The 24,446-nt window shown below is 68.9% G+C and carries 27 protein-coding genes, 1 tRNA gene and 1 pseudogene; 10 read left to right on the top strand and 19 right to left on the bottom strand.

The genetic code is table 11. The annotated features are described in order from the left end of the window. Positions 1-17 precede the first annotated feature (17 nt). Genes AB0F91_RS06120 through AB0F91_RS06105 form a run of 4 tightly spaced genes read left to right on the top strand, consistent with a single transcriptional unit; the run spans position 18 to position 3,506 of the window. The gene (locus AB0F91_RS06120; protein WP_360595255.1) at positions 18-1,022 is read left to right on the top strand and encodes a TauD/TfdA family dioxygenase; all 1,005 of its coding nucleotides are present in this window, start codon (positions 18-20) and stop codon (positions 1,020-1,022) included. Next, complete coding sequence (gene sbnB, locus AB0F91_RS06115) at positions 1,019-2,089, top strand: 2,3-diaminopropionate biosynthesis protein SbnB (protein WP_360595253.1); 1,071 nt, start codon at positions 1,019-1,021, stop codon at positions 2,087-2,089. Before AB0F91_RS06120 ends, sbnB begins: the two co-directional genes overlap by 4 nt. A 24-nt stretch (positions 2,090-2,113) precedes the next feature. After that, a complete protein-coding gene (gene sbnA / locus AB0F91_RS06110) occupies positions 2,114-3,100 on the top strand; it encodes a 2,3-diaminopropionate biosynthesis protein SbnA (RefSeq protein ID WP_360595251.1) in 987 nt (328 codons plus the stop codon). A gap of 49 nt (positions 3,101-3,149) precedes the next feature. After that, positions 3,150-3,506 carry an extradiol dioxygenase gene (locus AB0F91_RS06105; RefSeq protein WP_360595249.1) on the top strand — a complete coding sequence of 119 codons (357 nt, stop codon included), beginning with the start codon at positions 3,150-3,152 and terminating at the stop codon, positions 3,504-3,506. Here the strand turns inward: AB0F91_RS06105 and AB0F91_RS06100 are convergent. The 6 genes from AB0F91_RS06100 to AB0F91_RS06075 all read right to left on the bottom strand — a co-directional run bounded on the left by AB0F91_RS06100 (position 3,476) and on the right by AB0F91_RS06075 (position 7,047). Further along, positions 3,476-3,838 (bottom strand): hypothetical protein, encoded by a 363-nt coding sequence (locus AB0F91_RS06100; RefSeq protein ID WP_360595248.1) that lies wholly within the window; start codon positions 3,836-3,838, stop codon positions 3,476-3,478. The genes AB0F91_RS06105 and AB0F91_RS06100 overlap by 31 nt on opposite strands. A gap of 14 nt (positions 3,839-3,852) precedes the next feature. Further along, the gene (locus tag AB0F91_RS06095) at positions 3,853-4,383 is read right to left on the bottom strand and encodes an XRE family transcriptional regulator (RefSeq protein ID WP_360596259.1); all 531 of its coding nucleotides are present in this window, start codon (positions 4,381-4,383) and stop codon (positions 3,853-3,855) included. 94 nt (positions 4,384-4,477) lie between these two features. Then, positions 4,478-4,609, bottom strand: a complete 132-nt coding sequence (locus tag AB0F91_RS06090; protein WP_360595247.1) for a hypothetical protein — start codon at positions 4,607-4,609, stop codon at positions 4,478-4,480. Between the two features lie 311 nt (positions 4,610-4,920). Then, positions 4,921-5,916: a hypothetical protein gene (locus tag AB0F91_RS06085; protein WP_360595245.1), complete on the bottom strand. Its 996-nt coding sequence runs from the start codon at positions 5,914-5,916 to the stop codon at positions 4,921-4,923. A gap of 61 nt (positions 5,917-5,977) precedes the next feature. Then, the gene (gene cynS, locus AB0F91_RS06080; RefSeq protein WP_285967901.1) at positions 5,978-6,448 is read right to left on the bottom strand and encodes a cyanase; all 471 of its coding nucleotides are present in this window, start codon (positions 6,446-6,448) and stop codon (positions 5,978-5,980) included. A gap of 29 nt (positions 6,449-6,477) precedes the next feature. Beyond that, complete coding sequence (locus tag AB0F91_RS06075) at positions 6,478-7,047, bottom strand: carbonic anhydrase (RefSeq protein ID WP_360595243.1); 570 nt, start codon at positions 7,045-7,047, stop codon at positions 6,478-6,480. 127 nt (positions 7,048-7,174) lie between these two features. Here AB0F91_RS06075 and cynR point away from each other — a divergent pair, with 127 nt between their 5' ends. Further along, the gene (gene cynR, locus AB0F91_RS06070; RefSeq protein ID WP_360595241.1) at positions 7,175-8,041 is read left to right on the top strand and encodes a transcriptional regulator CynR; all 867 of its coding nucleotides are present in this window, start codon (positions 7,175-7,177) and stop codon (positions 8,039-8,041) included. A gap of 1,161 nt (positions 8,042-9,202) precedes the next feature. Here the strand turns inward: cynR and AB0F91_RS06065 are convergent. The 4 genes and pseudogenes from AB0F91_RS06065 to AB0F91_RS06050 form a co-directional block, all read right to left on the bottom strand. Next, complete coding sequence (locus tag AB0F91_RS06065; RefSeq protein WP_360595240.1) at positions 9,203-10,036, bottom strand: spermidine synthase; 834 nt, start codon at positions 10,034-10,036, stop codon at positions 9,203-9,205. Next, the gene (gene speD / locus AB0F91_RS06060; RefSeq protein WP_360596258.1) at positions 10,033-10,425 is read right to left on the bottom strand and encodes an adenosylmethionine decarboxylase; all 393 of its coding nucleotides are present in this window, start codon (positions 10,423-10,425) and stop codon (positions 10,033-10,035) included. Before speD ends, AB0F91_RS06065 begins: the two co-directional genes overlap by 4 nt. Positions 10,426-10,485: 60 nt before the next feature. Beyond that, a pseudogene (locus tag AB0F91_RS06055) lies at positions 10,486-11,475 on the bottom strand (type III PLP-dependent enzyme); the annotation flags it as partial. 133 nt (positions 11,476-11,608) lie between these two features. Continuing rightward, a complete protein-coding gene (locus tag AB0F91_RS06050; RefSeq protein WP_360595238.1) occupies positions 11,609-12,085 on the bottom strand; it encodes a hypothetical protein in 477 nt (158 codons plus the stop codon). Between the two features lie 254 nt (positions 12,086-12,339). On the opposite strand from AB0F91_RS06050, the gene AB0F91_RS06045 reads away from it, so the two are divergent. Next, positions 12,340-12,633, top strand: coding sequence for a hypothetical protein (locus AB0F91_RS06045; protein ID WP_360595237.1), 294 nt, complete (start codon positions 12,340-12,342; stop codon positions 12,631-12,633). 9 nt (positions 12,634-12,642) lie between these two features. Here AB0F91_RS06045 and AB0F91_RS06040 read toward each other — a convergent pair whose 3' ends face one another. Both AB0F91_RS06040 and AB0F91_RS06035 read right to left on the bottom strand, forming a co-directional pair. Beyond that, positions 12,643-13,962: a DUF4474 domain-containing protein gene (locus AB0F91_RS06040; protein WP_360595235.1), complete on the bottom strand. Its 1,320-nt coding sequence runs from the start codon at positions 13,960-13,962 to the stop codon at positions 12,643-12,645. Further along, positions 13,959-14,267 carry a hypothetical protein gene (locus AB0F91_RS06035; protein ID WP_360595233.1) on the bottom strand — a complete coding sequence of 103 codons (309 nt, stop codon included), beginning with the start codon at positions 14,265-14,267 and terminating at the stop codon, positions 13,959-13,961. Before AB0F91_RS06035 ends, AB0F91_RS06040 begins: the two co-directional genes overlap by 4 nt. Positions 14,268-14,751: 484 nt before the next feature. Here AB0F91_RS06035 and AB0F91_RS06030 point away from each other — a divergent pair. Further along, positions 14,752-14,835 (top strand) — tRNA-Leu (locus tag AB0F91_RS06030). On the opposite strand, the gene AB0F91_RS06025 is transcribed toward AB0F91_RS06030, so the two are convergent. From AB0F91_RS06025 to AB0F91_RS06000, 6 genes are all read right to left on the bottom strand, one after another. Beyond that, positions 14,817-16,568, bottom strand: a complete 1,752-nt coding sequence (locus AB0F91_RS06025) for a recombinase family protein (protein WP_360595231.1) — start codon at positions 16,566-16,568, stop codon at positions 14,817-14,819. The genes AB0F91_RS06030 and AB0F91_RS06025 overlap by 19 nt on opposite strands. A 150-nt stretch (positions 16,569-16,718) precedes the next feature. Continuing rightward, positions 16,719-18,842: a cell division protein FtsK gene (locus tag AB0F91_RS06020; protein WP_360595229.1), complete on the bottom strand. Its 2,124-nt coding sequence runs from the start codon at positions 18,840-18,842 to the stop codon at positions 16,719-16,721. Then, positions 18,835-19,533, bottom strand: coding sequence for a hypothetical protein (locus AB0F91_RS06015; protein WP_360595228.1), 699 nt, complete (start codon positions 19,531-19,533; stop codon positions 18,835-18,837). The genes AB0F91_RS06020 and AB0F91_RS06015 overlap by 8 nt, the downstream gene beginning before the upstream one ends. Then, positions 19,530-19,859, bottom strand: coding sequence for a hypothetical protein (locus tag AB0F91_RS06010; protein WP_360595225.1), 330 nt, complete (start codon positions 19,857-19,859; stop codon positions 19,530-19,532). The genes AB0F91_RS06015 and AB0F91_RS06010 overlap by 4 nt, the downstream gene beginning before the upstream one ends. After that, the gene (locus AB0F91_RS06005; protein WP_360595224.1) at positions 19,856-20,182 is read right to left on the bottom strand and encodes a WhiB family transcriptional regulator; all 327 of its coding nucleotides are present in this window, start codon (positions 20,180-20,182) and stop codon (positions 19,856-19,858) included. Before AB0F91_RS06005 ends, AB0F91_RS06010 begins: the two co-directional genes overlap by 4 nt. Then, positions 20,164-20,358, bottom strand: coding sequence for a helix-turn-helix domain-containing protein (locus tag AB0F91_RS06000; RefSeq protein ID WP_204089415.1), 195 nt, complete (start codon positions 20,356-20,358; stop codon positions 20,164-20,166). The genes AB0F91_RS06005 and AB0F91_RS06000 overlap by 19 nt, the downstream gene beginning before the upstream one ends. A gap of 155 nt (positions 20,359-20,513) precedes the next feature. Between AB0F91_RS06000 and AB0F91_RS05995 the strand changes: the two genes are divergently transcribed. From AB0F91_RS05995 to AB0F91_RS05985, 3 genes are all read left to right on the top strand, one after another. Continuing rightward, on the top strand, positions 20,514-20,894 hold the full coding sequence (locus AB0F91_RS05995; protein WP_184778382.1) for a helix-turn-helix transcriptional regulator: 381 nt from the start codon (positions 20,514-20,516) through the stop codon (positions 20,892-20,894). A 111-nt stretch (positions 20,895-21,005) separates the two neighbouring features. Next, positions 21,006-22,568 carry a transcriptional regulator gene (locus AB0F91_RS05990; protein ID WP_360595222.1) on the top strand — a complete coding sequence of 521 codons (1,563 nt, stop codon included), beginning with the start codon at positions 21,006-21,008 and terminating at the stop codon, positions 22,566-22,568. After that, positions 22,565-22,915, top strand: a complete 351-nt coding sequence (locus tag AB0F91_RS05985; protein ID WP_204089413.1) for a cupin domain-containing protein — start codon at positions 22,565-22,567, stop codon at positions 22,913-22,915. The genes AB0F91_RS05990 and AB0F91_RS05985 overlap by 4 nt, the downstream gene beginning before the upstream one ends. Here AB0F91_RS05985 and AB0F91_RS05980 read toward each other — a convergent pair. Then, positions 22,904-24,373: a helix-turn-helix transcriptional regulator gene (locus tag AB0F91_RS05980; RefSeq protein WP_360595221.1), complete on the bottom strand. Its 1,470-nt coding sequence runs from the start codon at positions 24,371-24,373 to the stop codon at positions 22,904-22,906. The two genes, AB0F91_RS05985 and AB0F91_RS05980, sit on opposite strands and share 12 nt — an antisense overlap. Positions 24,374-24,446: the final 73 nt, after the last annotated feature.

The following is a 24,446-nucleotide window of genomic DNA, read 5'->3' as shown; positions in this document are numbered from 1 at the left end:
AACGGAAAGGACAGGACATGTTTTCCTCACCGTCGGCATTGCTCGCCGAAGTGCGGCTGAGCCCGGGCGGCGTTCCGCTGCTGCCCGCCGAGCCGGGTGCCGGTGCGCCGGCCTGGGCGAGCGAACACCGCGAGACGCTGCGCGCTGCTGTCGCCGAGCACGGCTGCGTGCTCGTGCGCGGCCTCGGGCTGAGCGACGCCGCCGACGTCGCCGCCGTGTTCGAGCGGCTCGCCGGCGAGCTCATGAAGGATCGCGAGGCCTTCGCGCCGCGCGAGGTCTACTCGGCCGAGGTGTACTCGTCGTCGGCGTGGCCGCAGAACCAGCCGATGTGCATGCACCACGAGCTGAGCTACCGGCTCGAGGTTCCCGGTCTGTTGCTGTTCGCCTGCCTCGGCGCGCCCACCGAAGGCGGCGCCACCGCGGTGTCGGACTCGCCGACCGTGCTCGACGCGTTGCCCGCCGACCTCGTCCGCCGATTCGAGCAGGAGGGCTGGCTGCTCACCCGCAACTACAACGACGAGATCGGCGCGACAGTCGCCGAGTCGTTCGGCACCGACGACCGGGCGGCGATCGAGAACTACTGCCGTGGCAACGAGATCGAGTTCGAATGGCAGCCCGACGGCGGGTTGCGCACCCGGCAGCGGCGCAGCGCCGTCGTGCCCCATCCGGTCACCGGTCGGCGCTGCTGGTTCAACCAGGTCGCGTTCCTCAACGAATGGACGATGGATCCCGAGATCCACGAGTACCTGATCGAGGTCTACGGGGCCGACGCGCTGCCGTTCAACACCCGCTTCGGGAGCGGCGACCCGATCGGCGAGGACGTGGTGGCGCTGCTCAACCGCGTCTACGAGGCCAACACCGTGCGCGAGCCGTGGCAGGCCGGGGACCTGATGCTGGTGGACAACATCCGGACCGCGCACAGCCGGGAGCCCTTCGAAGGGCCCCGCGAGGTGCTCGTCGGGCTGGCCGACCCGGTGCGGCCCGCCGGCCTCGCGCCGGGTGTCGAAGCGGGTGCGAGATGACCGCGATCCGACCCAACCCGGCCCGCGCCGGTGCCGACGGGCCGAACACCGTGCCCCCGTTCGCCGTGATCGGCGGCGGCCAGGTACGGCGCACGCTCGCGGGGCGCGAGCAGGAGATCGTCGAACTGGTGGAGGCTACCTACCGGCTGCACAGCGCGGGCGACACGGTGAACCCGCCGTCGTACTTCCTGCGGTTCCCCGACCGCCCGGCGTCCCGGATCATCGCTCTGCCGGCCTCGATCGGCGGTCAGGTGCGAGTGGACGGTCTGAAGTGGATCTCGAGCTTCCCCGGGAACATCGAGTCCGGGATTCCCCGGGCGTCGGCGGTCCTGATCCTCAACGACCACGACACCGGATACCCGTTCGCGTGCCTGGAAAGCTCCATCATCAGCGCCACGCGGACGGCCGCGCTGGCCGCGTGTGCCGCGGCGGCACTGAGCCGGGGCCGGGCCCGGCCGATGCGCGTCGGGTTCGTCGGGACGGGGCTCATCGCGCGCTACGTCCACACCTTCCTGGCCGGCACCGGATGGGAGTTCGACGAGCTCGGGGTGCACGACCTGTCGGCCGAGAGCGCCGCGGGGTTCCACGGGTACCTCACGCGGACGGGGACCGGCGGGCGGATCACGGTCCACGAGTCGGCGGAGTCGCTGATCTCCTCGAGCGACCTGATCGTGTTCGCCACCGTCGCGGGGCGGCCGCACGTGTCCGAGCGGTCGTGGTTCGACCACAATCCGGTGGTGCTGCACGTTTCCTTGCGGGATCTCGCGCCGGAGCTGCTGCTGAGCACGGCCAACTTCGTCGACGACGTCGAGCACTGCCTGAAGGCCGGTACGTCGCCGCACCTGGCCGAGCAGCTCACGGGCGGGCGCGAGTTCCTCGACGGCACGCTGGACGACGTCCTCGCCGGACGGGTCTCCGTGCCGGCCGACCGGCCGGTGGTGTTCTCGCCGTTCGGGCTCGGGGTCCTCGACCTCGCGGTGGGCAAATACGTCTACGACGAGATCGCCCGGGACGGCGAGCTGACCGTCATCCCGGACTTCTTCCACGAACTGCGCCGCTACGGCTGACGATCCACCAGGGAGGGGGTCATCGTGACCGTGATATCCGATCCGACGGACTTCAACGAGGAAGAGCTGTACGTCGACCTCGAATCGATCTTCGGGCGCTCGCTCTTCCTCAAGTGCGAGGGGTTCAACTTCGCCGGCTCGATCAAACTCAAGGCCGCGACCGAGATGGTCGAGGCCGCCGAGTGGCAGGGACTACTGAGGCGCGGCTCGATCCTCGTCGAGTCGTCCTCGGGCAACCTCGGCGTGGCGCTGAGCATGGTCGCCGCCAGCAAGGGCTACCGGTTCCTGTGCGTCACCGACTCGCGCTGCAACCTGGCCAGCCGGCGCCTGATGGAGGCGCTCGGCAGCCGCGTGCACATCATCGCGGAACCGGCCGCCGACGGCGGTTTCCTGGGTGCGCGGCTCGCACTGGTGCGTGAGCTGTGCGCCTCCGACGACCGTTACGTCTGGCTCAACCAGTACGCCAACCCGGGCAACTGGAAGGCGCACTACCGGACCACCGCGCCGGAGATCGCCCGGCAGTTCCCGAAACTCGACGTGCTGTTCGTCGGCGCGGGGACCACGGGCACGCTCATGGGCTGCGCCCGCTTCTTCCGCGAATGGCCCCGGCCGGTCCACATCGTCGCGGTGGACAGCGTCGGCTCGGTGACCTTCGGTGGCCCACCGGGCCGCCGGATGATCCCCGGCCTGGGCACGAGCGTCCGGCCGGCCCTGCTCGACGAGTCCTATGTGGACGAGGTGATCGCCGTCGAGGAGGCCGACACCATCCGCAGCTGCCATCGCCTGGCACGCAGGGGATTCCTCTTCGGCGGCTCCACCGGCACCGTCGTCAGCGGCGCCATGCGCTGGCTCCCCGAGCACGACGAGCGCGACCTCACCGCCGTGGCCATCGCCCCGGACCTCGGCGAGCGCTACCTCGACACGATCTACCAGACGAACTGGCTCCAGGACCTCTACGGCGACGACGTGCTCGCCCGCGACGAGCTGATCGCGGGCTTCCTGCCGGACTGATCCTCGGCGGAGTCCGGTTTCCAGCGCGGGGGTGTGCGACAGTGACCGCATGCCCATCAGCGGAGCCCACGTGATCGTCTCCAGCCACGACGCCGAAGCGGACCGCGCCTTTTTCCGCGACGTCCTCGCCTTCCCCCACGTCGACGCCGGCGGCGGCTGGCTGATCTTCAAACTCCCGCCTGCCGAACTCGCCGTCCACCCTGCCGACAGCCCGACTTCGCACGAGCTGTACTTCATGTGCGACGAGCTGGACGCGACGCTGGCCGATCTGGCTGCTGCCGGCGTCACTTGCGTGCCGGTGGAAGAAGAGCGGTGGGGGCGGTTGAGCGGCTTCCGGCTCCCCGGCGGCAGCCGAGTGGGGATCTACGAACCGCGTCATCCTCGCGCCACCGACCTCCAGACTTGACTGAGTGCGAGTTTCTCCGTGCCCTGGGCGAGGATCACGGTTCCCGCGTGGCCCGGTATCCGGGCGCGCGGGTCCTGTTGACGTGATCGGCGGTCCACCTCGGAGACCGGGTACGCCGAGCGGCCGAACGGGCTGTCCACGATCGTTCGGCGGGGCTCGGCGCCACCCGTGGTGGCGTTCCAGCGCTCCAGCACCGTGCGCGAGCGCAGTTCCAGCATGATCGCGCGCAGGACGGTGCTGTCGGCGGGGTCGCGATGGGCATCGGGATGGACACCTCTTTGCTGCCCTCGAGAACCGAGCTGCCGGCCGACGCCGGGCGGTTCGAGCTCCACGGGCGAGCTCCTCGTCAGTAGCTCGGCGGCGTCACACTCACCATGAACCGCGCACTGGTTCGCCCGTCGTTGCGGAAGCGGTGGGGGATGTTCGAGTCGAAGTGGCAGCTGTCGCCCGTCTTCAGCTCGTGCACCTGGTCGCCGACCTCGACGGTCAGGCGGCCGGAGAGCACGACGACGCACTCTCCAGACGGGTGCGCGCGCAGCGTGTCGGCCGAGACCGAGCCCGGCTCGAGCAGGCCTTCGAGCACCTCGAGCTTCGCGCCGCCGGGCGAGACGCGGGTGTAGGTGATCGCGTGGTGCGGTGACGAGATGCGGTACCGGTTCTCCCGCCGGATGACGGCGACGGTGTCGTGCTCGCCGTCCTGGAAGAGGCTGAACAGCGGCACCTCCAGCACCTCGGCGATCCGCCGCATGGTTTTCAGGCTCGGGTCGGTGACGTCGCGTTCGACCTGGCTGATCAGCCCGGTGGACACCGAGGCCCGGTCCGCCAACTCGCGGACGGTCAAGCCCCGGAGGGTGCGGCACTCACGGATCCGAGTCATGGTCATCCGGCCATTATCGTCTGCCGGCCGATCGAGCCGCGGTGTGTCCGGCCCCGGGCGCACGCCCGGGGCCGGCAGCTGTCCGGAGCGTTCATCAGTGCAGCGCGACCTCGCCGACGGGCTCCCGGTCCCCGGCGGGAGCGCTGTCCCCGGTCCCGGCGTCGATCGCCGCCGCGGCGGGTGGCCGCGTCACCAGGCTCACCAGCACGGTGACGGCGAGGTTCACCACCAGGGCGGGCAGGCCGATGACCGTGCCCCGCGGCCGGGGTACTGCACACGATCAATTCGACCCACTCGGGCAGGCCGGCGGGCCACGTGTGGTGGGCGGCCGCGCTGCGACCCACGTGGGGGAGGCACACGAGCCGCACGGGGGCGTCCGGGCGCGGGGCCGAAGTGCCGCAGCCAGCTACTTCACGTCCTGTTCTCGGCGCCGGTGGCCGGCCAGCGCGAGGGGGCGCGGTGGTTCACCAGGTCCCGGCGTGGGGACTCCGGCAGCTGAAGGATTTATCCGCGCCCTGAACGGTCGAGCGCCAGCGCTCAGCCTCGCCGTCCGGCCGGCAATCGCGTCAGTGGCGGGTCGCGTCGGACGCCCGGCGCGAGGCCGGAGATCGCTAGGGTGATCGACCGCACGGCGATCGAGGCGATGAGCGTCGTCGTGATGGCGAGGATGACCGACGCCCACGTGGTGGCGCCGGCGGCGTGGACCGCGGTGAGCCAGTGGATGCCGTAGGTTCCGCCGGCGGCGAGGGTGAAGGTCAAGGCCCAGAACCCGTGGGTGAACGGCAGCCGGGCGTAGCGGGGCAGCAGGGTCAGCTGGGACAGGAAGAACAGTGCGAACACGCCGAGCAGCGCGTGTTCGAACAGGTCGGGGACGCCGTTGTTGAGCGTGAACCACGCGTTGCCCGCGACGGTCGGCGGGGCGGCGAAGATCGCGAGGGTGGGGACCAGCGGGTCGGGCAGCGGTGGCCGGAACGCGAGGCGCGCGAGGATGGTCGCGCCGAGGAGCACCCACATCAGCATGCCGACCGCGAAGGCCGCGACGCCGGCGTCGCGGAGGCCGACCGTGGCGAGTGACTGGCCGCCGATCAGCCCCGCGGCGACGGTGGGGAGCAGGTGGCCGGCGTGCATGCTGTCGAGGTCGTGCTGCCCGGTCAGCGCTTTGGCCAGGTACAGGGCGCCGATCGTGGCGGCCGCGGTGAACATGGCGAGCACCACCACTCGTCCGGCGTGCGGTGCGAATCGCGACAGCTGGCTGCCCAGCAGCATTCCGGTCACGGGCACGAGCGCGGCGAAGGGGCTCCGGACGGGGTGGGTGTGGTCGTCGAGCATCCGCCGCGCGGTTCCGGCGGCGATGCCGTAGCGCAGCGCGCTGCCGAGCCAGACCGCGGCCGCGAGCAGCCACCAGGCGGTGGTGATCGCGGCCGTGGCACCGGCGGCGGCCGTCCAGGTCCCGGCCAGCCCCGACAGTCCGAAGGCGACTCCGAACAGGTTGAGGGGAAAGGGTTTCCGCAACCCGTTGCGCGGATCGGACATCGCTTTTCTCACCAAGCCTTCGCCGGGGCGACGCTGGACGGATTCGTCTCCATCGGACGGATCAGAACGGCTTGGTCGGCAGGTATTTGCCGTTGAGCGTGATCACGGCCCGCTCGCCACCCTCGGGGTCGGCTTCCTTGCGCACGTCGAGCTTGAAGTTGATCGCGCTGATGATGCCGTCGCCGAACTGCTCGTGGACGAGGGCCTTGAGGGTGGTGCCGTAGACCTGGATCATCTCGTAAAAGCGGTAGATCGTCGGGTCGGTGGGCACGCCGCCGGGGATCGAGCCGCGCGTGGGCACCGCCTGCAGCAGCGTCACGGCGTCGGCGTCGAGGTCCAGTAGCTCGGCGACCGCTCGGGCGGAGGGCTCGGGCAGGGGGTGCTGGCCGAGCACAGCGGCGGTGACGAAGGCGACCGAAAGCCCGGCGGCGTCGGCGATCTGCTGCCAGGACAGGTCCTTGCGGGTCTTGGCTTCGACGGCGGCGACGGCGAGCGCTTCGCGGGCGGTGGGGTCGAGCTGGGTGTGCAGCATGGGGCGGGTTTCCTTCCGTGGTGGGGGTTTCAGTCCGCGTCGAGCACGTCGACGCGGCCGGTGGCGATGTCGAAGACCCAGCCGTGGAGGCTGAGCGTCCGCGAGGCGAGGCCGCGGGCGACCGATGGGTGGGTGGCCAGCGTGGCCAGCTGGGCGAGGACGTTCTGGCGCACCAGTTCCGGTACGTCGCCCGGGGTTTTCACGCGGGCCCGGGAGGCGTCGGCCTGTTCGAGCCAGCCGGCGACGGCGGGGGTGGCCGAGAGGTCGTGGTCCTCGGCCAGGGCCGTCATCGCGCCGCAGGCGCTGTGGCCGCAGACGATGACCTCGGTGACGCCGAGGGCGGCGACCGCGTACTCGATGCTGGCGGTGACCGCGTCCGCGCCGGGGTGGTAGGCGGGGACCAGGTTGCCGGCGGTGCGGATCACGAACAGCTCACCGGGCTCGCTGCTGGTGATGAGCTCCGGCACGACCCGCGCGTCGGAACAGCCGATGAAGAGCGCGCCCGGCTTGTGGTGGGTGGCCAGGTGCTCGAACAACTGCGCCTTGCGCGGGTGGACGTCTTGCTGAAAGTGCCGGACGCCTTCGGCCGTGTCCTGCATTCGAATCACCTCCGAGGTGGGCTGCAGGCCGGTTCGGCCTTGCTCCATTCACGATGCCTGACGTGTCTGTATAGGCGCAAAGTCGCAGATCTGATGATCCCTATCGCTCGCATCTATAGTGGGTTTCATGGCACCGGAACTGCGTCACCTGCGCTACCTGCTGGCCGTGATCGAGTGCGGCGGTTTCACCCGCGCCGCCGAGGAGCTGCACGTCTCGCAGCCGACGTTGTCGCAGCAGATCAAGCAGCTCGAACGCGCACTGGGTGTGCAGCTGCTGGATCGCACCGGCCGCGTCGTGCGGCCCACCGACGCCGGCGAGGCCTACGTGCGGCACGTCCGCCAGGCCCTGCGTGACCTGGCCTCCGGCGAACGCGCCGTCCACGACGTCCAGGATCTCTCCCGTGGCCATCTGCGCCTGGCGACGACGCCGACGTTCACCACCTATCTCGTCGGCCCGCTGGTGGCAGAACTGCGCGAACGCCACCCGGGGGTGACCCTCACGATCGAGGAGCGGGCGCAGGATGAGATCGAGGCCCGCTTGCTCGCCGACGACCTCGACGCCGGCATCGGGTTCGGCGACAGCGCGGCGCCGGGCATCAGCGCCACCGCGCTGTTCGAGGAGACGCTGAGTCTCGTGTGCGGCCGAGCGGTCACGACCGTCGCACTCGAAGACCGGGAACTCGCGTTGCTCACCCGTGATTTCGTCACCCGTACCCACATCGACACGTATTTCGCGCAGCACGGCATCGATCCCCGGATCACCGTGGAAGCCAACTCGATCCAGGCGCTGCTGGAGATCGTGCGGCGCGGCCCCGTCGCGACGGTCCTGCCCGACGTCCTGGCCCACGACCACCCCGACCTCACGACGATCCCGCTCGACCCCGGCTTTCCCGCGCGGACCGTCGTGCTCCTCCGCCGCACCGGCGCCTACGAGAGCGCGGCGGTGCGCGCGTTCCTCCGCCTGCTGCCCGAGGTCGTCGCGAAGCTGCTGTGACGGAAGACAACCCGCCTTTCCTCGACCGGACAGAAATCAGCCGCGAGGTGGACGCCACCTCGGGCGCGAACCTCCGCCGCCCGCGCCGGCGATGCCGAGACCGGCTGTGGCACCACTCTGGACAGGAGAACCAGCTGTGATCTGTCACGACTGCACCGAAAACGACGCGACCACCCCGGCGATCGGCTGCTGCGTCCACTGTGGTGGAACCACGTGCAAGTCCCAGACCGCGGGGGAGGAGTTCGGAGTCTTCGACGCCCGGCGTGCTGGTCGCCAGCCGGGCGGGCGCGCCGTGATGTGCGCCCGCTGTGGTGCGGCGCAAGTGGCTGCTCCGGAGCGTGTTCCGGTCGGCAACCTCCGCCGACGGTGAGGGCACGGCTCTTTCCCCGCTCTGGGAGGAGAATTGTCCTCGGCCCTCTCTCGGCCGGTGGATCTCAGGGGCCGCTCCACACCGGCGCGCGCTTGTCCCTCAACGCCCGCAGGACTTCCTGGGGTGCGGGGGATGTCCGGGGCGAGGAGCCCCGGGGCCACGTGCGGGAGTGGCTGGCGGCCGGGCGCCGGGCTGTCGTGCGGATCGACCCTCCGGGCACGCCGTGGTTCGAAGACGACCTCGCCGCGGTTGGTGCGGCGGCGTGTTCCCCCCAGCCGAGACGCCGCCGCGCTCGCCGAGGTCGCCCGGTCGCTCACGGCGGGCGCCACGCTGGCCCGTTGTTCGAAGCAGCGGCCGGGATCGTCGGCGCGGCAGCGGTTTGCGCCGTGCCCGGCGTGGTCCGGGCCGCGTTCGGCAGCGTCGACCACACCGCGCAGCCGGGCGTCGACCACACCTCGCACACCGCGCCGCGCGGTACGCCCGTTCCGCAGTCGTCCTCGCCGCCGCGGCCACCGGCCCCGATCGACGGGGGTGACGACCGCGCTCGACGACAGCGCCGCCCTCGAGGCGGACCTGGTAGAGGCGGTCCCCCTCCGCGAAACTGTGCCTGTACCCGGTGAGACCGCCGCGGTACCGAGGTTTCGCTCCGTCCGAAAAGGACGTTCGCGAGGTCAGGGCGATCCTGCCGCCGCGAGGCGACGGCTGCGTATCCATCCACGAGGGACAGAGGATCGATCGGCCGGTCGTCCTTCACGCCCAGGGCATCCTCGCGCGGGCGGGGGAGCACCAGGTCAACGGCGGAGACTGAGCGGCGGCACCGTGGATCCGCGCAGCGTGCGCTCGTCGATCGTCTGCGGACGGTACGGCAGGGTCGCCCAGCGCTGCACCATGGTCTCCACCGGCGCGTCGAGTGCCGTGCCGAAGAGGAACGCCCACTCGTGTTCGTCCGAGCCGAAGTAGACCGGCGCGGGGAACGTCTCCGTGAACCGTTTCCAGCACTTCACGAGCGTCGAGTTGCGCCACAGCGTCGGGCAGCCACCCTGGTACGCCACCACTCCGCCGGGGGTGAGCAGGTTCCGGCACAGCCGCAGGGAATCCGTGCCGTACAAGCGGTTGTGCTGCGCCTCGGTGTCGTCCTGCTCGTCGGGCAGGTCGACCACCACGATGTCGTACTTCTGCGTGGCGGTGCGGATGAACTCCCAGCCGTCGGCGTAGTGCACGCGGATCGCGCCGTCGCCACGCTCGGCCGCGGCCAGCTCGGCGGCCGAGTACCCGTAGGGCAGGTGTCGCGCGCACAACCGCACCGCCTGGGCGTCGATGTCGACGTGGTCGACGACCGACGCGCCCGCCTCCACCGCGAGCCGGCACACCACACCTTCGCTCGAACCGATGACCAGCACGCGGTTCACCTCGGCGGCCAGCAGCAGCGCGGGCACCAGCAGGGCCTCGTGGTAGACGAGCTGGCTCAGCTCGGTGCTCTGCCGCTCGTCGTCGCAGAACAACGAGATGCCCTGGGCAGTTTTGCCGATCACCAGGTGCTGGTAGTCGGTGCGGGTGTCGACGAGCACGTCCGAGACCTGCCAGACCCGCGTCAGACCGGTGCCGACCGATTCCGTGATGTTCACCGTGCGTCCTGTCCTCTGTGGATGGTGCTGGTCCTGGCCGCCGTCGCGCCGAGCGTGTCCTGCAACAGCTGCACGGCCAGTTCGGGGTCCGCGCGGCGCCCGCAGGTGAACACGTCGATGAACACCGACCCGCGCTCGGGGTAGGAGTGGATCGACGCGTGCGACTCCGACAGCAACGCGACCACGGTCACCCCCTGCGGGTCGAACCGTGTGGAGGTCACCTCACGCACGGTCGCCCCGGCCTTGCGCAACGCGCATTCCAAGCTTTCGCACAAGAATTCGACGTCGTCGAGCAGCTCGGCCGCCACGCCCGAGAACTCCGCGAGCACGTGCCGGCCGACGAACTCGCCGATCTCCTCGGGTTCCCCGCCGACGAAGTACGTCTTCAACGGCGCGAACCCGTTGAACGACACCGACGAGTAGCTCTGCGTGTAGGCGCCCGCGCTCAGGATGTCGACGTGGTCGCCGGCCGTCAAACCGAGCGGCAGGCGGTACGGAGTGCGAAGGTAGAGCACGTCGTCGCCGTCGCACGTGGGGCCGGCGACGACGACCGGGCCGTCCGGAGTTCCGTCGTACGCGGTCTCCAGGCGGTAGGCGATGGCCTCGTTCTCGGTCTCGGCCAGCCCGCCGTACCGGCCGATGTCCAGGTACACCCAGCGCTTCTCGTCCGTCACGGACTTGCGCGACACCAGCACGACCTCGCTGCGGATCAGCCCGGCGTCGGCCACCACGGCTCGGCCGGGCTCGAACGCGAGGTCCGGTGCCACGGGGAAGTGCCGCGCGATCGACGCGCGGATGGCCGCCGTGTACTCGGCGAGCGGCGGGGGAGTGGTCGTGTACCGGCCCGGCAGCCCGCCGCCGATGTTCAAGCCGCGCAACGCGACACCGCGCGCCGCCACCTCGCGCGTCACCCTCGCGGCGGTGGCGATCCCGGTCTCCCACGCCCGCGGGTCGAGGTGCTGGGAGCCGACGTGGAAGGCGACGCCTTCCGGATCGAGCCCGAGGGCGGCGGCGTGGACGAGCAGGTCCACCGCCATCTCCGGTGCGCAGCCGAACTTCTGCCCGAACGGGGTTTGCGAGCCGCAGCTGTCCACGAGCACCCGGCACGACACCGTCGACCCGGGTGCGTGCTCGGCGAGGTTGGCGAGGCCTTCGGCGCTGTCGAAGGTGAACCGGCGAACCCCGGCCCGGAACGCGAACGCGATGTCCCGCGCCTTCTTCACGGTGTTGCCGTACGAGATCAGCTCGGGGCGCGCGCCCTGGGCGAGGCAGAGCTCGATCTCCTCGCGGCCGGCGACGTCGAAGCCCGCGCCGGCCCGGACAAGCAACCGCACGATCTCCGGCGCCGGGTTCGCCTTCACCGCGTAGTACATCCGCGCTTCGGGCAGCGCCTCACGTAGCCGGTCGTGGCTTTCCCGCACCGCGTCGAGATCGATCACGAGGCAGGGGGTCGGGGGTCTCCGGTCGTCCAGGAACGCCCGAGCTCGTTCCGGTGCCGGCGGTCGGACGTCGATCACAGCCGCCGAGTATAGGGGGTGTTTCCGCTGGTGCCGGGCCGGATTCCGGCACGCCTCACCCGCGCTCGGCCGGCGGCTCGGGCTCGGTGGCCGGCACGGGGTCGGCGAACCCGGCGGGCAGGGCTTCCAGGGCGGCCTCCAGGTGCACCGCGAGGTCGGCGTCGGCGCGCGCGAACCAGCGTTCGTAGACGGTGCGGCAGGAGGCGAGCACCGAGCGGCCGACGATGCGCGGGAAGAGCGAATCCGTGGGCTGGCCCGTGCGCCGGGCGACGAAATCGGCGACGGCGCGTTCCCAGGCGTCGTAGTGGATGGTGGCGCTGGCGGCGAGGTCGGGGACGGTGCTGATCAGGCCGTGGCGTTCCGCTGTGGGCAGTGCCCGACGAACAGGAAGACGCCGTGCTCGACACCGACCTGCGGGGCGTCGTAAACCTCGCGCGCGCCGCGATCCGGGCGTTGCTGCGCCGCCCAGCCCAGCGCTCGGGCCGGTTCTCCTCGCCATGGCGTCGGCAGCGGCGACGCGCGGATTGCCCATGCTCGCGGCGTATTGCGCCGCCAACGCCGGTGTCGCCGGCCTCGTTCGCGCGGGCGGGGTGGAAACTGGGTGGCTCGACGGTGACCGCCAACGCCGTCAGCCCGGGCTCCCGCCGCCGACGCCGTGTCCGGAGAAGACCGCCGAACCGGGTCTGGTGTTCTGACCCTTCGGCCGGGACGGTCGAGGCAGGGGCTTGGTCGAGCCTTGCGCCAAATGCGCCTTTTCACCCGACCTGGCCGGATAGTCTGTGGCCCATGACTGAGTCGAGACGTGCCGGCGAGACGTCCGAAGAGCTGGCCCGCGCGCTGCGCACCCGAGCCAGGAACGCCGCGGTCGCCGTGTTGCGCGAAGGGCTGGAAGAGGTCGACGAACGACACGGCCGGGGCGTCGCAGATGAGGTCGCCGGGCTGATCGACGTCGCCGAGGTGTTCGCCGGTCTCGCCGACCGCGAGGTTCCGGCGCGGGAGAGCCGCGGGGGTCGTGGGGGTCGTGGGGGGAGCGAAGACGACGACGAGCCGTGGGAGTTCAAGCCGCTGACGTCGTTGTGACCCCGCCGGTCACTTCTTCCAGTCGTAGCTGAGCACGGGCGGGTGGTCGGACACCTTCGTGACGGTCAGGTTTTCCTCGGGGTGCGCGGCGGCGTACCGCGTCATCTCGTTGTAGATCCGGTCGCGCATGTCGGTGTCCTGCACCTCGATCGTGGCCCGCTGGCCCAGCTGGTCGGGGTGCACGCCCGGGTCGGAGCGGATCGCCAGGTTCCAAAAGTGCCGCCTGTCGGTGCCGTCGGCGCCCTGGCCGTCGTTGGTGAAGTAGACCTTGCCGCTTTCCTTGTCGTAGATCTGCTGGGTCACCTTGATCTGGTCGTCACCCTGAGCTGCGGAGAAATAGCCGGACGGGTCCTGGGACTGGGGGTCGCGCGTGTAGAACCCGACTTCGCCGCCGAACGCGCCGCCGAACCCGTAGCTGCCCTTCCACAGCTCCAGCCGGTACTGCTTCCCGGTTTTGGGGTCGGTGAACTCCATGTTGTCGCCCTGGGAGCTGGTGCGGTCGAGGTCCGCGCCGATGAGCTTCTCCATCTTGTCGTAGATGTCGTGCCAGCCGAGGTAGCTCTGCACGGAGTGCTCGCCGGTGGTGTAGAAGTCGCCGCCCTCGACGTGCTTGAAGCCGAAGTAGTCGTAGATCTTCTGTGCGACCTCGGGGTCGCGCATGATCGTGTCCCAATCGCCCTTCAGCAGGGCGAGATCGAGCTTCGGGTTCTTCGCGACGAGCGCGGCGAGACCGGGGATCTCGCGCAGGATGATCGCGGCGATCTCGGCCGGGTTCCGCTTCTCGGAGCCCGCGAGCTCCCACACCTGGCCCGTTTTGTTGCGGAGCTTCAGGCCCTCGGCGAGCAGGACCGCGTCGTAGGTGGTGACCACCCGCTGCAGATCGGCGAGCAGGACGAGGGCCTCGGCCTTGATGATCTTGTCCTGCGCCCAGGCGAACACCATGTTCCCCTTGCCGTTCGAGAGGTCCTTCCACACGTTGTCGAGCTTCGCCTGCAATTTATCGGCGTCCTCGCGTTTGCTGCGGGCGTCGGACTGCGCCTTCGCCAGCGCGTCGCGCACGACTTCGAACGACTTCGCCGACTCTTCGAGATCCTTGGCCTGGTCGTCGCGGTTCTTCTTGAAGGCATCCAGTGAGGACAGGGCCGACTCCCCGGCCCCTCCGTGCCAGCCCTCGCTCAACTGCGCGCGGACGCTCTCCAGCAGCGCCTTGGCGTCCTTCACCGATTCCTTGGTCGCTCTACAGGCCCGCGCACGGTCATCCAGCTCGGTCGTGCTGCCTTGTTCCACTTTGCCGGCGAGCTCACGGATCTTGTCGAACACCGCCGTCACCGGTCGATCCGTTCGAAACTGCTGTCCAGCGCTTTCAGGAACACGCCGCGCGCTTCGGCGTCGCTGCTGTGGTAACTCTTCGCAGCGTTGCCGATCGTTTCGACCAGACTGTCGACCTGCTGCCGCGCCGCGTCCAGATCTTCCTGCCGGGTCAGCAGCCAGACCTCGTAATCGCCCGCGAAGCCACCGGCCCGGTCCGTGCCCCCCACATTCGGCGCCCCCTGCGCAGAGAGCGACGGGGGCGTCCCCCGGCCGAGCTTCGCCGCGGCGTTGCTGATGTTCTCGACATCGACCTCGAACCCCACAGAGCTTCCTTCCCCACCGTCCCGCTCGCCAGGCGGGAGGTCACCGACGCGCCGAGTGACATTGCGTGTCGGTAATGTAACACTCGTCCTGTCTGAGACGTCCGAATTCCACTCCCGGTTCCCTTGCGGACCAGGCGGGGCGCCTCACTCGAGTCGCCGTGATATCAGCTGTCCTCCGCACGCCGGCCACATCGGCTACTCCCGGTCACCGGAAGGCGACCTCGCCCGGCAGCCGAGTGCCGGAAGGCCTGGAACCGAACATGCTCCCGACGCAACGCGCAGCCCCGCAGCTCCGCTCGACGCCGACGCCCAAGCCAGCATGGCCCCGCGAGCTGGCAGCCCATCAAAACGCGCTGACCTGGCGATACACTAGCCGCTAAATGCCATGGGCGAAACACATGATCATCCCATCTGGCCTTTGAACATCAGGTGACACCCCCCTGAAAACGGGCCTCCAGGGGTCGTATACTCTCTTCATCAGCAAGTCCGAGTGGCGGAATGGCAGACGCGCTAGCTTGAGGTGCTAGTGCCCTTAACGGGCGTGGGGGTTCAAGTCCCCCCTCGGACACACACGTTAACCACACGGGGAGAGGCGGTCACCACGACCGCCTCTTTTTTGTTGTCGTAGACGACTTGCAGGCCCAGGTCTCGGTAGACCTGCATGATCCGGTCCGGGTTCCGTGAGTTCAGGTGCCGGGCAACGTCGCCGAGCGAGTCGAGCATGGCGTACACCTCAGCCACGTCGAGCGTCTGCGCTTCTGGCAGGTGCTGAAGCTCTTCCTTCGCGGCTTGCCGCTCGGCTTGAGCGACGTTCATCGCGTCGACCAGGGCTGCCGGGTCAACCCCTGCCTCGATCGCCGCCTGATGCCTCCGCAACCGTGCTTCCGCGTCCTTAAGTCGCTTCTCCACGGCTTCCCGGCCCGTGCCAGGCTGGCCGCCCTGCGCACCGACCAGCGCGGCCACCGTCTCGTCCCGGTTGGCCCGGTCGAAGACCTGACACAGCCAATCGTTGATCGGCGGAGTCACGACGTCCTCTCGCAGATTCACCGTCTTCGGGTGGTCGGCGAGCGCCGCAGAGCCCGGCGCCAGTGTCCGCGCGACGCACCGGTAGTACACGCCTTTGCGAATCGCCGCGCCCTGCATCTTCCGCGTACAGATCTCGCAGCGCACCAACCCTTTCAGCAAGTAGGTGTGCGTGGTGGCGCTCCGATCCCGGTCAAGCTTCGCAATGCCACGCATCCCGCCGGCCGCACGGGACCGGCGCACCAACTGCGCCTGCGTGAACGTCTCCACCGTGACAATCTCCGGGTGCGCGGGCCGCCGCGACCGAACGACGCGTTCGGGCTCCGCGCGACGGAACCGCACGACGTGCCCCGCACTCACATCATCCGGGTTCAGCAACGTTTCATGCTTCGTCCAGCGCCCGAAGATCGCGTACCCGGTGTAGCGCGGATTCTCCAAAATGGATCGAACGGTGCTGCCCTGCCAGCCATCGGCGAGTCGGTGGCGATTTTGGTCGCGCCGGCGTTCCGAAGGGCAGGGCACTCCGTCCTGATTCAAGGCCTTCGCAATCGCGCGGTCGCCAACACCTTCCAGGTACTCGGCGAAGATCCGCCGGACAACGTCGGCCGCCTCGTCGTCGATCGCCAGCACGCGCAATCGGAACCCCTCGGCCGCCTTCCGCGGGTTCGGATGCGGCCCGCCGTCGACCACGACGTATCCATACGGTGCCCGGCCGCCCTGGTGTCGCCCTTCGTTCACGACCTGGGCGTCCATCGCTGCGCGGACACGAGCCTGCACGTGCTGCCGCTCTGACTCGCTCATTCCTCCGAGCACGCTCATGAGCATCTTGTGCGACGGGTTCCGCGCGTCGAACTTTCCGCCGAGTTCCGGCACCCACAAGTCCACCCCGTACGCAGCGAACCGTGGCGCGATCAGCGAGAACTGGTTGCCGAACCAACACCGGGTGCCCTCACCAACCACGACGGCGTTCCACGTCCGCCGCGGGTTCTTCAGCTCGGCAAGCAGCCGAGCGGCTTCGGTACGCCGGTCCCAGGGCACCGAACGTGACTGCCCGATGTCGAAGAACTCGGCCACGACCCGTCCGCCCAGCGGCTCGACGAACTTCCGAGCGTTCCCGAACTGCCAGCCGCGAGAAGTCTCGGGGTCCTGGTTGTCCTCGGTAGAGCACCGGCCGTAGACCGCCAGCTCGCCGATCCCGTCGTCTGCGGGGTCGACGACTTCCAGGCCAAGGATGTCGTCAAGCGTTGACCACGGGTCACTGCTGATTTCAGCCGTCACGGTCTACCTCCTCCGCCGGTCCGTCCAGTACCGGCACCTCGGCAAGCTCGATCAGGATGGCCAGCAAGCCGCGCGCGACAGCAGGCGTTAGGCTTGGCAGTCCCGCAGGTAGGGTAACTCGGATCGGTCGATCCGCGGAGTGAGCGGTGCTCATGGCTGATCTTCTTCGACGTCCAGCTCGTCGCCGCTGGTCGCTCGACTGACTGCGTCCCTGATTTCAGCTGTCAGATACCCGCGCACCTGCCGAACCTCGCCGTCTTCGCTGGTCACCCGGTCCCGGGTCGGCCGACATCCGAGGTCGGTCATCTCCTGGGCGAACGTCCGCCGGTCCATCTCCAGCGCGTCGAGCAGTTCGGCCGTCGGTACGAAGTCCCGGCCGTCCTCGCTGAGATCGTCGCCCAGGTAGTCGACGATCGACGCGAGCAGCGCGGGCAGCTCCACCTCGTCGACGGGCTGACCTGCACTGATTGCTTTCATTGCCGCGGCGTGGTTGAGGACCGGCATTGTGTCCTGCCCGGCTGCATGCCCCGTGAGCGTCCCGGCCGTCTCGCGCAGCGCCCGGCCTTGCTCGCAGATGGTCCGCCAGTCCTCGTTCGGCATGTAGTAGGTCCGGACCGTCATGGCCAGCACGTCGGCGCCAGCGGCGGTGTCGCCGTCCGGCCGCAGGATGCCGACGCCCTTGTGCGAGGGCAGCAGCCGCGAGGAGTCGAACCCTCGCGTGTTCATCTGCTCGCCGAGCACGATGTTCGAGTCGCGCCAGTCCATCACCCGCAAGGCGAACCGGGAGCCGAGCACCGCGCGCAGCCCGGACGGGATCGTCTTCGAGTCCGGCCGCTGCGTCGCGAGCACGAGCACGATCCCCGCGGCCGGCCCCTTCTTCGCCAGCCAGGTCAGCAGCTCACCGACGTACTCACCCGCGGGAAGCTTCTTTCCTTGCACGTCAACGGGTGTGCGGTCCTCCAAGGGAACCTGAACCTCATCGATGAAGATCGCTGTGATCGGCATGTTCAACGACTTGTCCCGGGACATCTCCGGCGTGACCTTCGACTCCGGGCAGGTGAGGTCGTCCAGGTCGCGCATCCGCCGGAACCGCGTCTGAACCTCGCCGACCAGCTCGATCAGCCAATCCACCAAGGCCAGCACGTGTTCGGGTTCGTCGCCCGACATGAACCGGTGCGCCACCAAACCGGCCGCGTCCCAGTCCTTCCCAGCTTTGAAGTCCGCGACGTACAGCCGGACCCACGCGTCCAGGATGAGCCCGGCAGCGGCGAGCCGGGCGGAAAACGTCTTGCCCTGTCGCGGAATCGCGCCGACGAGCAGTGACGTCCACACCAGCGGAAGGTCGATCCGCCGATCCCGCGCATCCCGTCCGAACGGAATCGGCCGCCACGCGTCCCACTGCGTCACGCCGAGCAGCGGCGTCTTCAACGGCGGTGATGCGTACGGGTCTTCATCAGCCACCCACATCGCCACCCGACCGGCGTGCCCACTGTTGCCTCGTACCCGCTCGACGATCAGCTGGACTTCGTCGACCGCGAGCGCCGACGCGAGTGCGTCCCGGTTCTTCACCACGTCGGCCGCCTTGCGCGTGGCAGGAAGGTCGACGGTGACCGCCCAGCCGTCACCGACGCGCGTCGCGCGCTCGACGAGCCGCAGCGTCTCGTCCTTGCCGATCAGCTTCGCGTCCCGGAACGCGTCCACCAGGACCTGCGGGTCCATCGTCCACGTCAGCGTCCGCGGTCCGGCGAGCGCAGGCTTACGCCCGGGACTGCCATCCTTCCTTCGTCCGAGAACCGCGAGCGCTACCGACGCAGCCGCCCCGGCGATCCACAGTGGATCGTCCCCATACACCAGATCGATGACGGCCACCGCAATGGCGACAACGACCGCGATGGCGCCGCTAACCTTCCACCGGAACAACGTCAGCGTTCGGATTTCGATGAACTTGTCCGCCAGCTTCTCCGACTCTTCGGCGGCCGTCCGGTAATCCCGGACGGTTACCCACCTACGCCACCACCGCGCACCGACGACGACACCGCGCACAACCGCACCGAGGAACCGCAACGGCGACAGCACCAGCCACACCACAGCATCCTTGAGCGCCTGCACCGCCTGCGACTTGTTCTTCAGCCACAACGGCACCCGCGGCGAGTGCAACCACCACAACAAGAAACGGTTCCGACGTCGCTTACGCCGACGAGGCTGCGGCAACGTGTCGTCGACCAGCTCGCCGTCGAGCACGGGATCGGCCTTGACCGGCAACGAGTCAGCCATTGGCCACCTCCGCGCGCAGCGCCCGCGCAAGCCGTGGTGACAGCCCGCGCGAACAGCCGGTCGCCCGCCGTACCCATGCCGGCGTGATCTCGACGTCCGGCGTCCAACTCTCCCGGGCGATCGCGAGGTAGTCGCCGAACAGGACGCGCCTACCGGCGTTCACGGGTTCCTCGTGAACAGGACGCCGTTCAGCAGCCACGAGCACGGCGTCAGTGAGCTTGTCCCGAAGGTCGGTGATCGCTTCGACCGCGACGAACACGACCAGCGGCGGCACTGAGTGCAGGACGATCGATGCAGGATCGCCGGCCGCGAACGACGTCCAGGTATTCATGACGTACGTAGCCGCGAGCGTGAACCACTTCGCCCGCCGCACCCACGGACCCGTCTGGACCTGGTATCGCGCGGTCACTTGCTCCGCGCGCAGGATCGCGAGCAGGACCAGTGAGACGGTCGGGTCCAGTACCCACGCCGCCAGCCACGGCAGCGAGCCCGGCCGTGTTCCGGCGGACGCGAAGCCCTGGACGTTGGTCATCGTGAACGCCAGCCCGAGCACGATCCCGGTCCAACACATCCAATCGACCTGCCGCCTGACTCGCTCGATCCGCAGTGCGACGACGTCCGGATCGGTCTGGTAGGCGCGCACCTCCGCTGCTTCGGCCGCGTCCTGCGCGAGCCGTTGAGCACGGTTCATCGCCGACCACCCCGCTTCCGTGTGTCGACGGTGGTCACGGTCATGGCGCGAGTCAGTGCGTAGGACGCGAACAGCGCCGGCAGGCCGAGCACGGTGATCAGCAGCCACATGCTGCCCGGGTGCGCAATCACCACCCACTGGACGGCGACGATCAAGCCGGCGTTGAACAGCACCCGCCCGACCAGCGACACGAGCCGCGCCCCGCTCCGAGCGGCTTCAGCGGCAGCCTTCGCCCGGCGCGCGCCGGCCCGCCAGACCCAGAACAGCACGAGCAGCACGCCGACTCCGGCGAGGATCTGCGTGGGTGTCACGGTCAGTCCGTTCATCGCGCACCCCTCTCAGTCCGGTCGCCGCGTCGCAGCCAGTGCGGGTACAGCGCGCGCCGGTCGTCGTCGGTCATCCCGCCCCAGACGCCGACCGTCTCAGCGCCGGCCGCCCGAAGCTCCAGTTCAAGACACTCGTTCTGGACCGGGCAGCCACCGCACAAGCGCTTGGCGAACTCCCGATCACCACGAGCGTTCGGCGGCCCGCCCGCCGCCGGGGTCATGCAGGCTCCATCGCTGGTCACGATGGTGGTCAGGACATCGGTGGGCACCCATCGCAAGTGATCCAGCCGCCACGCGATGCCGATCAGCTGGAGGTCGTCCATGCCGCACCTCCGTCCTGAAGCGCCTTGGCCAACTCGGCCGAGGAGACGCGCAGGCCAGTCCGGCATCGGGTGGCGCGCAGGGCGCCGGTGCGGATCGCCCGGCTGACCGTGTTGCGAGAGACGCCGAGAATCCACGCGGACTCGGGAATGGTGTGAAAGGTCGTTTTGGTGTTCATGAGAGAACCATTCTGTTGATTTCAAGACTATATTGTTTATTTCAGCTGTCATGCGGACGTGTTTGTCCGCGCGCCGCAGCAACACGCACCCGCGGCGCTAATGAACGGTTGAAAAGCCGCTAATCTCGGCGCTGAGGCGGAGCGCGGAGGAATACGTGACGGAGGACTGGGCGGCGGTCGCCAAGGCGATCGACATGCGCGTGCGGGAACTGGGCTGGCGGCAACGCGAGCTGGCCGAGCGGTCGCACGTGTCGCAAGCGACCGTGCGCGAGCTTCAGCACCATGTCGTCGAGCGGCGCCGCAGTGCCCGGACGCTCGAAGCGCTGTCGACGACGCTGGGCTGGCACCCGCGGCATCTGCTGGCCGTGCTGCAGAACCGCACGCCGCCGCACCCGGACGAGCCGGCCGACGACGGCAACGAGCTCGCGTCCCGATTGGACGCGCTTGAACAGCGGCTGGCCGAGATCACAGACCGGCTCGAAGATGTTCAAACGAGCCTGGCAACCGTGGTCGAGCACATCCGGCCGAAGCGTTAGCGAGGTCTTTTCCATGCCTTCAATTCAAGGCTGGAACGGCCTCTCAACCCATGCATAAGCACCGCAGCATCACCGCACAACCACCGCAGATCACCGACATTCGGGAGCGCAATGAATCCGGCCGGGGGATGGACGGGACGCACGGCGACGGCATTGCAGTCGGCATTGCGGCTGAGTCAAGAGCGCTTCGCCGAACGCCTGGGAATCAGCGCGCGCACAGTCGGGTCGTGGCACAAGAAACCGGATCTTCGACCGCAGTCAGACATGCAACAGGTCTTGGACACGGCGTTGGCGCAGGCGTCGGACGCCGAGCGCGACCGGTTCGGTGCGTTGACCAGCGACGCACCGGCCAGCGCCTCGCCGGCCGGTGCGTCGAGCGAGGCTGATGAACGCCTGGACGCCGACCCTCACATCGGCGCCGCGTTGGAGTGGCTCGACCGTCACGCGCACTGGACGCCGGGCACCGGGCGGCGCGCCGTCGCCGATCGCCTCGCGCACATCGACGTCCAGGAGCTACACGACCGCGGAACTCAGCGTGGTTGGGTCCGCCAACGTGACGTCGCCGCCGCGCTGACCACTTACTACGGCAGCCGGGTCGACGACCACGGCCTGTACACCGCGCAATGCGGTGATCTCACCATGAACACCAGTGTCCTGACCTGCGCAGACTGGCTCGACCTGAATTGCGAGCTGCGTCCGCCGTACGACCACTTCCGGGTTCCGAGCGCGCAGCCGGAAACCGACCTCGACTTGGCGGACCACGCCGTCGACCGCGCCGTTCAGCGACTCGCCGAGACCCTGTCCATGAACACCCGACTCACGGACAGCCCGATCTACCGGCTCACGAGCGCGGACATCCGTGAACACCAGCTTCGCGGCACGTTCGGCGTGTCCCAGTTCGTGCACTACGCGCTGACGGCCGACCTTCTCGAAGGTGAACTGGTCGACGCGGTGGCCGCGGGCTCGACGGCCATGCCGCTCAGGGACCGTTACCTGCCGGACCTCCGCTCGGTGCTCGACGTCGGCGAGCGGCTCTGTGCGGGCGGCGTCCTCGCGCTGACGGCGATCGCCCGGCCTGCCGACCCGTACCGCGGAGATGCGGACTACTTGCTGCTGGTCCAAGAGCGGTCCGGCAACGTGCTGAACGCGGCGCGCCGGCTCGCGGTGATCCCGAAGGGCTTCCACCAGCCGCTGACCGACCTCCGCCGCGACGCGCAGGTGGGCATGACACTCCGCCGTGAGATGGAAGAAGAGCTGTTCGGCCGGCCCGACATCGACAACACCCTGGGCGACATGCTTGCGGCCGACCCACTGCACCCAACCAAGCTCACCGAGCCGATGAGCTGGCTCATGGCGCAGCCCGGCCGGCTGCGGATGGAGTGCACGGGGTTCGGCCTGAACCTCGTCAGCGGAAACTACGAGTTCGCCAGCCTGATCGTCATCGACGACGAAGAGTTTTGGGCACGCTACGGGGGAGTGGTCGAAGCAAACTGGGAATCCGCAACTCTTCGTCAGTATTCGACTACCGACGACGAGCTCGTCACCGAGTTGCTGGGTGATGTAGCGTGGAGCAACGAAGGATTGTTCGCCATGTCGCAAGGGCTCAGGCGCCTTGCGGAAATCGGCGGAGAGCGCGTGAAGCTACCCGTGATCGAATGGGAGATCAGCCAGTGACTGACGGTTGGACCGCCGGCAACGCCAACGAAGACGCGGCGGACACGCGCGGCTGGCTGGTCGGCCACTTCATCGATCCGTCGCAGGGTGTCCGAGCGTCCAAGGACGTGGAAGTCAAGTGGGCGAACCATCCTGCGGGCGATAAGCGTCCCGAGTGGACGTCCGACGACCAGCGAACCACGCTGGTGATGCTCGTCTCAGGTGAGTTCCGAGTGGAAGTCACCGGCGGTAGTAAAGTTATGAACCGGCCGGGCGATTACCTCATGTGGGGCCCAGGAATCGACCATTCCTGGGAAGCGTTGGCAGATTCCGTTGTCTTGACTGTCCGCTGGCCGTCAGCGACCTAATTCGACTGCGGGAATCCGCACCCGCTCACCGCCGATCTCGGAGAGTCGACGCAGACCCTGGAGAAACGCAAACAATCCCTCGTTACTCCAGGTTTCGTCGCCGATCAATTCGGTGATCAGGTCGTCGTCACGCGTCGAGTACTGCCGCAGCCCGGCGGCCTCCCAGTTCGCTTCGACGTCACCGCCGAACCGCGGCCAGAACTCCTCGTCTTCGATGACGACCAGGCTGGCGAACTCGTAGTTTCCGCTGACCAGGTTGAACCCGAACCCGGTGCACTCGATCCGCAAGCGGCCGGGTTGTTCGGTCAGCCACCGCATGGGCGCCGAGAGCCGGGCCGGGTGCATGGGATCGGCGGCCCGCTGGATGCCGGTTGTCCGGTCGACGTTGCTCCTGCCGAACAGCTCTTCTTCCAGCTCGCGGCGCAGCGTGGCGCCGATCCGCGCGTCGGTGCGTTGATCGGCGAGCGGCCCGTGGAAGCTTTTCGGGATGACGGCCAGCCTGTGAGCCGCGTTCACCACGTGCCGCGAGCGCTCCTGCACCAGCAAGAGGTAGTCCGCTTCACCGCGGAACGGATCGGCGGGCCGTGCGATCGCCGTCAACGCGAGCACGCCACCAGCGCAAAGCCGTCCCGGAAGGTCGAGCACGGCCTGAAGATCCGGCAGGTAGCGATCCCGGAGCGGCATCCGACCCGGTTGTACCGCGCGGCTGTCGTGTAGCTCCCGTTCGAGAAGATCCATGGTCAGGGCGTACTCGACGAACGGCACCACCTGGACGTCGCCGCTGACCATTTCCGGTCGGATCTGCACGTCCGTGAGCCGATACAACGGCACGTCCGCGATGCGCACGTCGTCGGCCGCGGCTGCGGCCAGCCGCCGAACCGCCCCGACTTCGTCGACCGGCTCACGTGCCGCATTCTCGTTGGCAGACAGCACAATCCGGTCGTTCTCGGCCGTCAACGGGCAAGCAAGGTTCAGCCAGTCCGGCCGGGTCAGGACACTGGTCGCGATCTCAACCTGTCCGCAGCGTGCGGCATACAGCACATGCCCGTGACCCGAGTCGCCGTAATAGTTAGCCAAGGCGGCCGCAACACGACTCCGACCGGCCGGCACGTCGGAATGCGGCTTCACCGACGGGGCGCTTGCCACGCGTCCGCGTGTAGTGCCGGGAGACCAGCCGGCGTGCCGGTCCAGCCAGCCGAACGCAGGCTCAAGCGCCGAGCCAAGCTCCGCCGTCCCGTTCGGCGGATGCAGGCCGATCAGTTCGCGCAGCTCGTCTGCGGTGCGGCCGAGAACCTTGGCCAGCTTCGGCCACTGGTACGGCAGGGGCGCGTAGTCGCCAGCTTCCCACCGGATGACCGTCGTGCGGTCGACGCCCATCACCTCGGCAAGATTCTCCTGAGTCAGCCCGGCCGCCTTACGCGCTGAAACAAGCTCCTTGCGTCGACGAACGCTGACCACTCGACCACCTCATCCCGGTTGACGCGATCAGAGCGTATCAGCTGTCATTGCAGGTAAAGGCTCCAAGTGCCAC

The sequence above is a fragment of the Amycolatopsis sp. NPDC023774 genome (genome assembly GCF_040639695.1).
In the GTDB taxonomy this organism is placed as follows: domain Bacteria; phylum Actinomycetota; class Actinomycetes; order Mycobacteriales; family Pseudonocardiaceae; genus Amycolatopsis.
Note: the sequence above shows the minus strand (reverse complement) of the source record. Positions and strands in the feature narration are given on the sequence as shown.

Excerpts from the sequence above, each read along its gene's own strand:
- AB0F91_RS06120 (WP_360595255.1), top strand. The coding sequence starts at position 18 with ATGTTTTCCTCACCGTCGGCATTGCTCGCCGAAGTGCGGCTGAGCCCG.
- sbnB (WP_360595253.1), top strand. The coding sequence starts at position 1,019 with ATGACCGCGATCCGACCCAACCCGGCCCGCGCCGGTGCCGACGGGCCG.
- AB0F91_RS06105 (WP_360595249.1), top strand. The coding sequence starts at position 3,150 with ATGCCCATCAGCGGAGCCCACGTGATCGTCTCCAGCCACGACGCCGAA.
- AB0F91_RS06095 (WP_360596259.1), bottom strand. The coding sequence starts at position 4,383 with ATGACTCGGATCCGTGAGTGCCGCACCCTCCGGGGCTTGACCGTCCGC.
- AB0F91_RS06085 (WP_360595245.1), bottom strand. The coding sequence starts at position 5,916 with ATGTCCGATCCGCGCAACGGGTTGCGGAAACCCTTTCCCCTCAACCTG.
- cynS (WP_285967901.1), bottom strand. The coding sequence starts at position 6,448 with ATGCTGCACACCCAGCTCGACCCCACCGCCCGCGAAGCGCTCGCCGTC.
- AB0F91_RS06075 (WP_360595243.1), bottom strand. The coding sequence starts at position 7,047 with ATGCAGGACACGGCCGAAGGCGTCCGGCACTTTCAGCAAGACGTCCAC.
- cynR (WP_360595241.1), top strand. The coding sequence starts at position 7,175 with ATGGCACCGGAACTGCGTCACCTGCGCTACCTGCTGGCCGTGATCGAG.
- AB0F91_RS06050 (WP_360595238.1), bottom strand. The coding sequence starts at position 12,085 with ATGGGCAATCCGCGCGTCGCCGCTGCCGACGCCATGGCGAGGAGAACC.
- AB0F91_RS06045 (WP_360595237.1), top strand. The coding sequence starts at position 12,340 with ATGACTGAGTCGAGACGTGCCGGCGAGACGTCCGAAGAGCTGGCCCGC.
- AB0F91_RS06020 (WP_360595229.1), bottom strand. The coding sequence starts at position 18,842 with ATGGCTGACTCGTTGCCGGTCAAGGCCGATCCCGTGCTCGACGGCGAG.
- AB0F91_RS06015 (WP_360595228.1), bottom strand. The coding sequence starts at position 19,533 with ATGAACCGTGCTCAACGGCTCGCGCAGGACGCGGCCGAAGCAGCGGAG.
- AB0F91_RS06010 (WP_360595225.1), bottom strand. The coding sequence starts at position 19,859 with ATGAACGGACTGACCGTGACACCCACGCAGATCCTCGCCGGAGTCGGC.
- AB0F91_RS06005 (WP_360595224.1), bottom strand. The coding sequence starts at position 20,182 with ATGGACGACCTCCAGCTGATCGGCATCGCGTGGCGGCTGGATCACTTG.
- AB0F91_RS06000 (WP_204089415.1), bottom strand. The coding sequence starts at position 20,358 with ATGAACACCAAAACGACCTTTCACACCATTCCCGAGTCCGCGTGGATT.
- AB0F91_RS05990 (WP_360595222.1), top strand. The coding sequence starts at position 21,006 with ATGAATCCGGCCGGGGGATGGACGGGACGCACGGCGACGGCATTGCAG.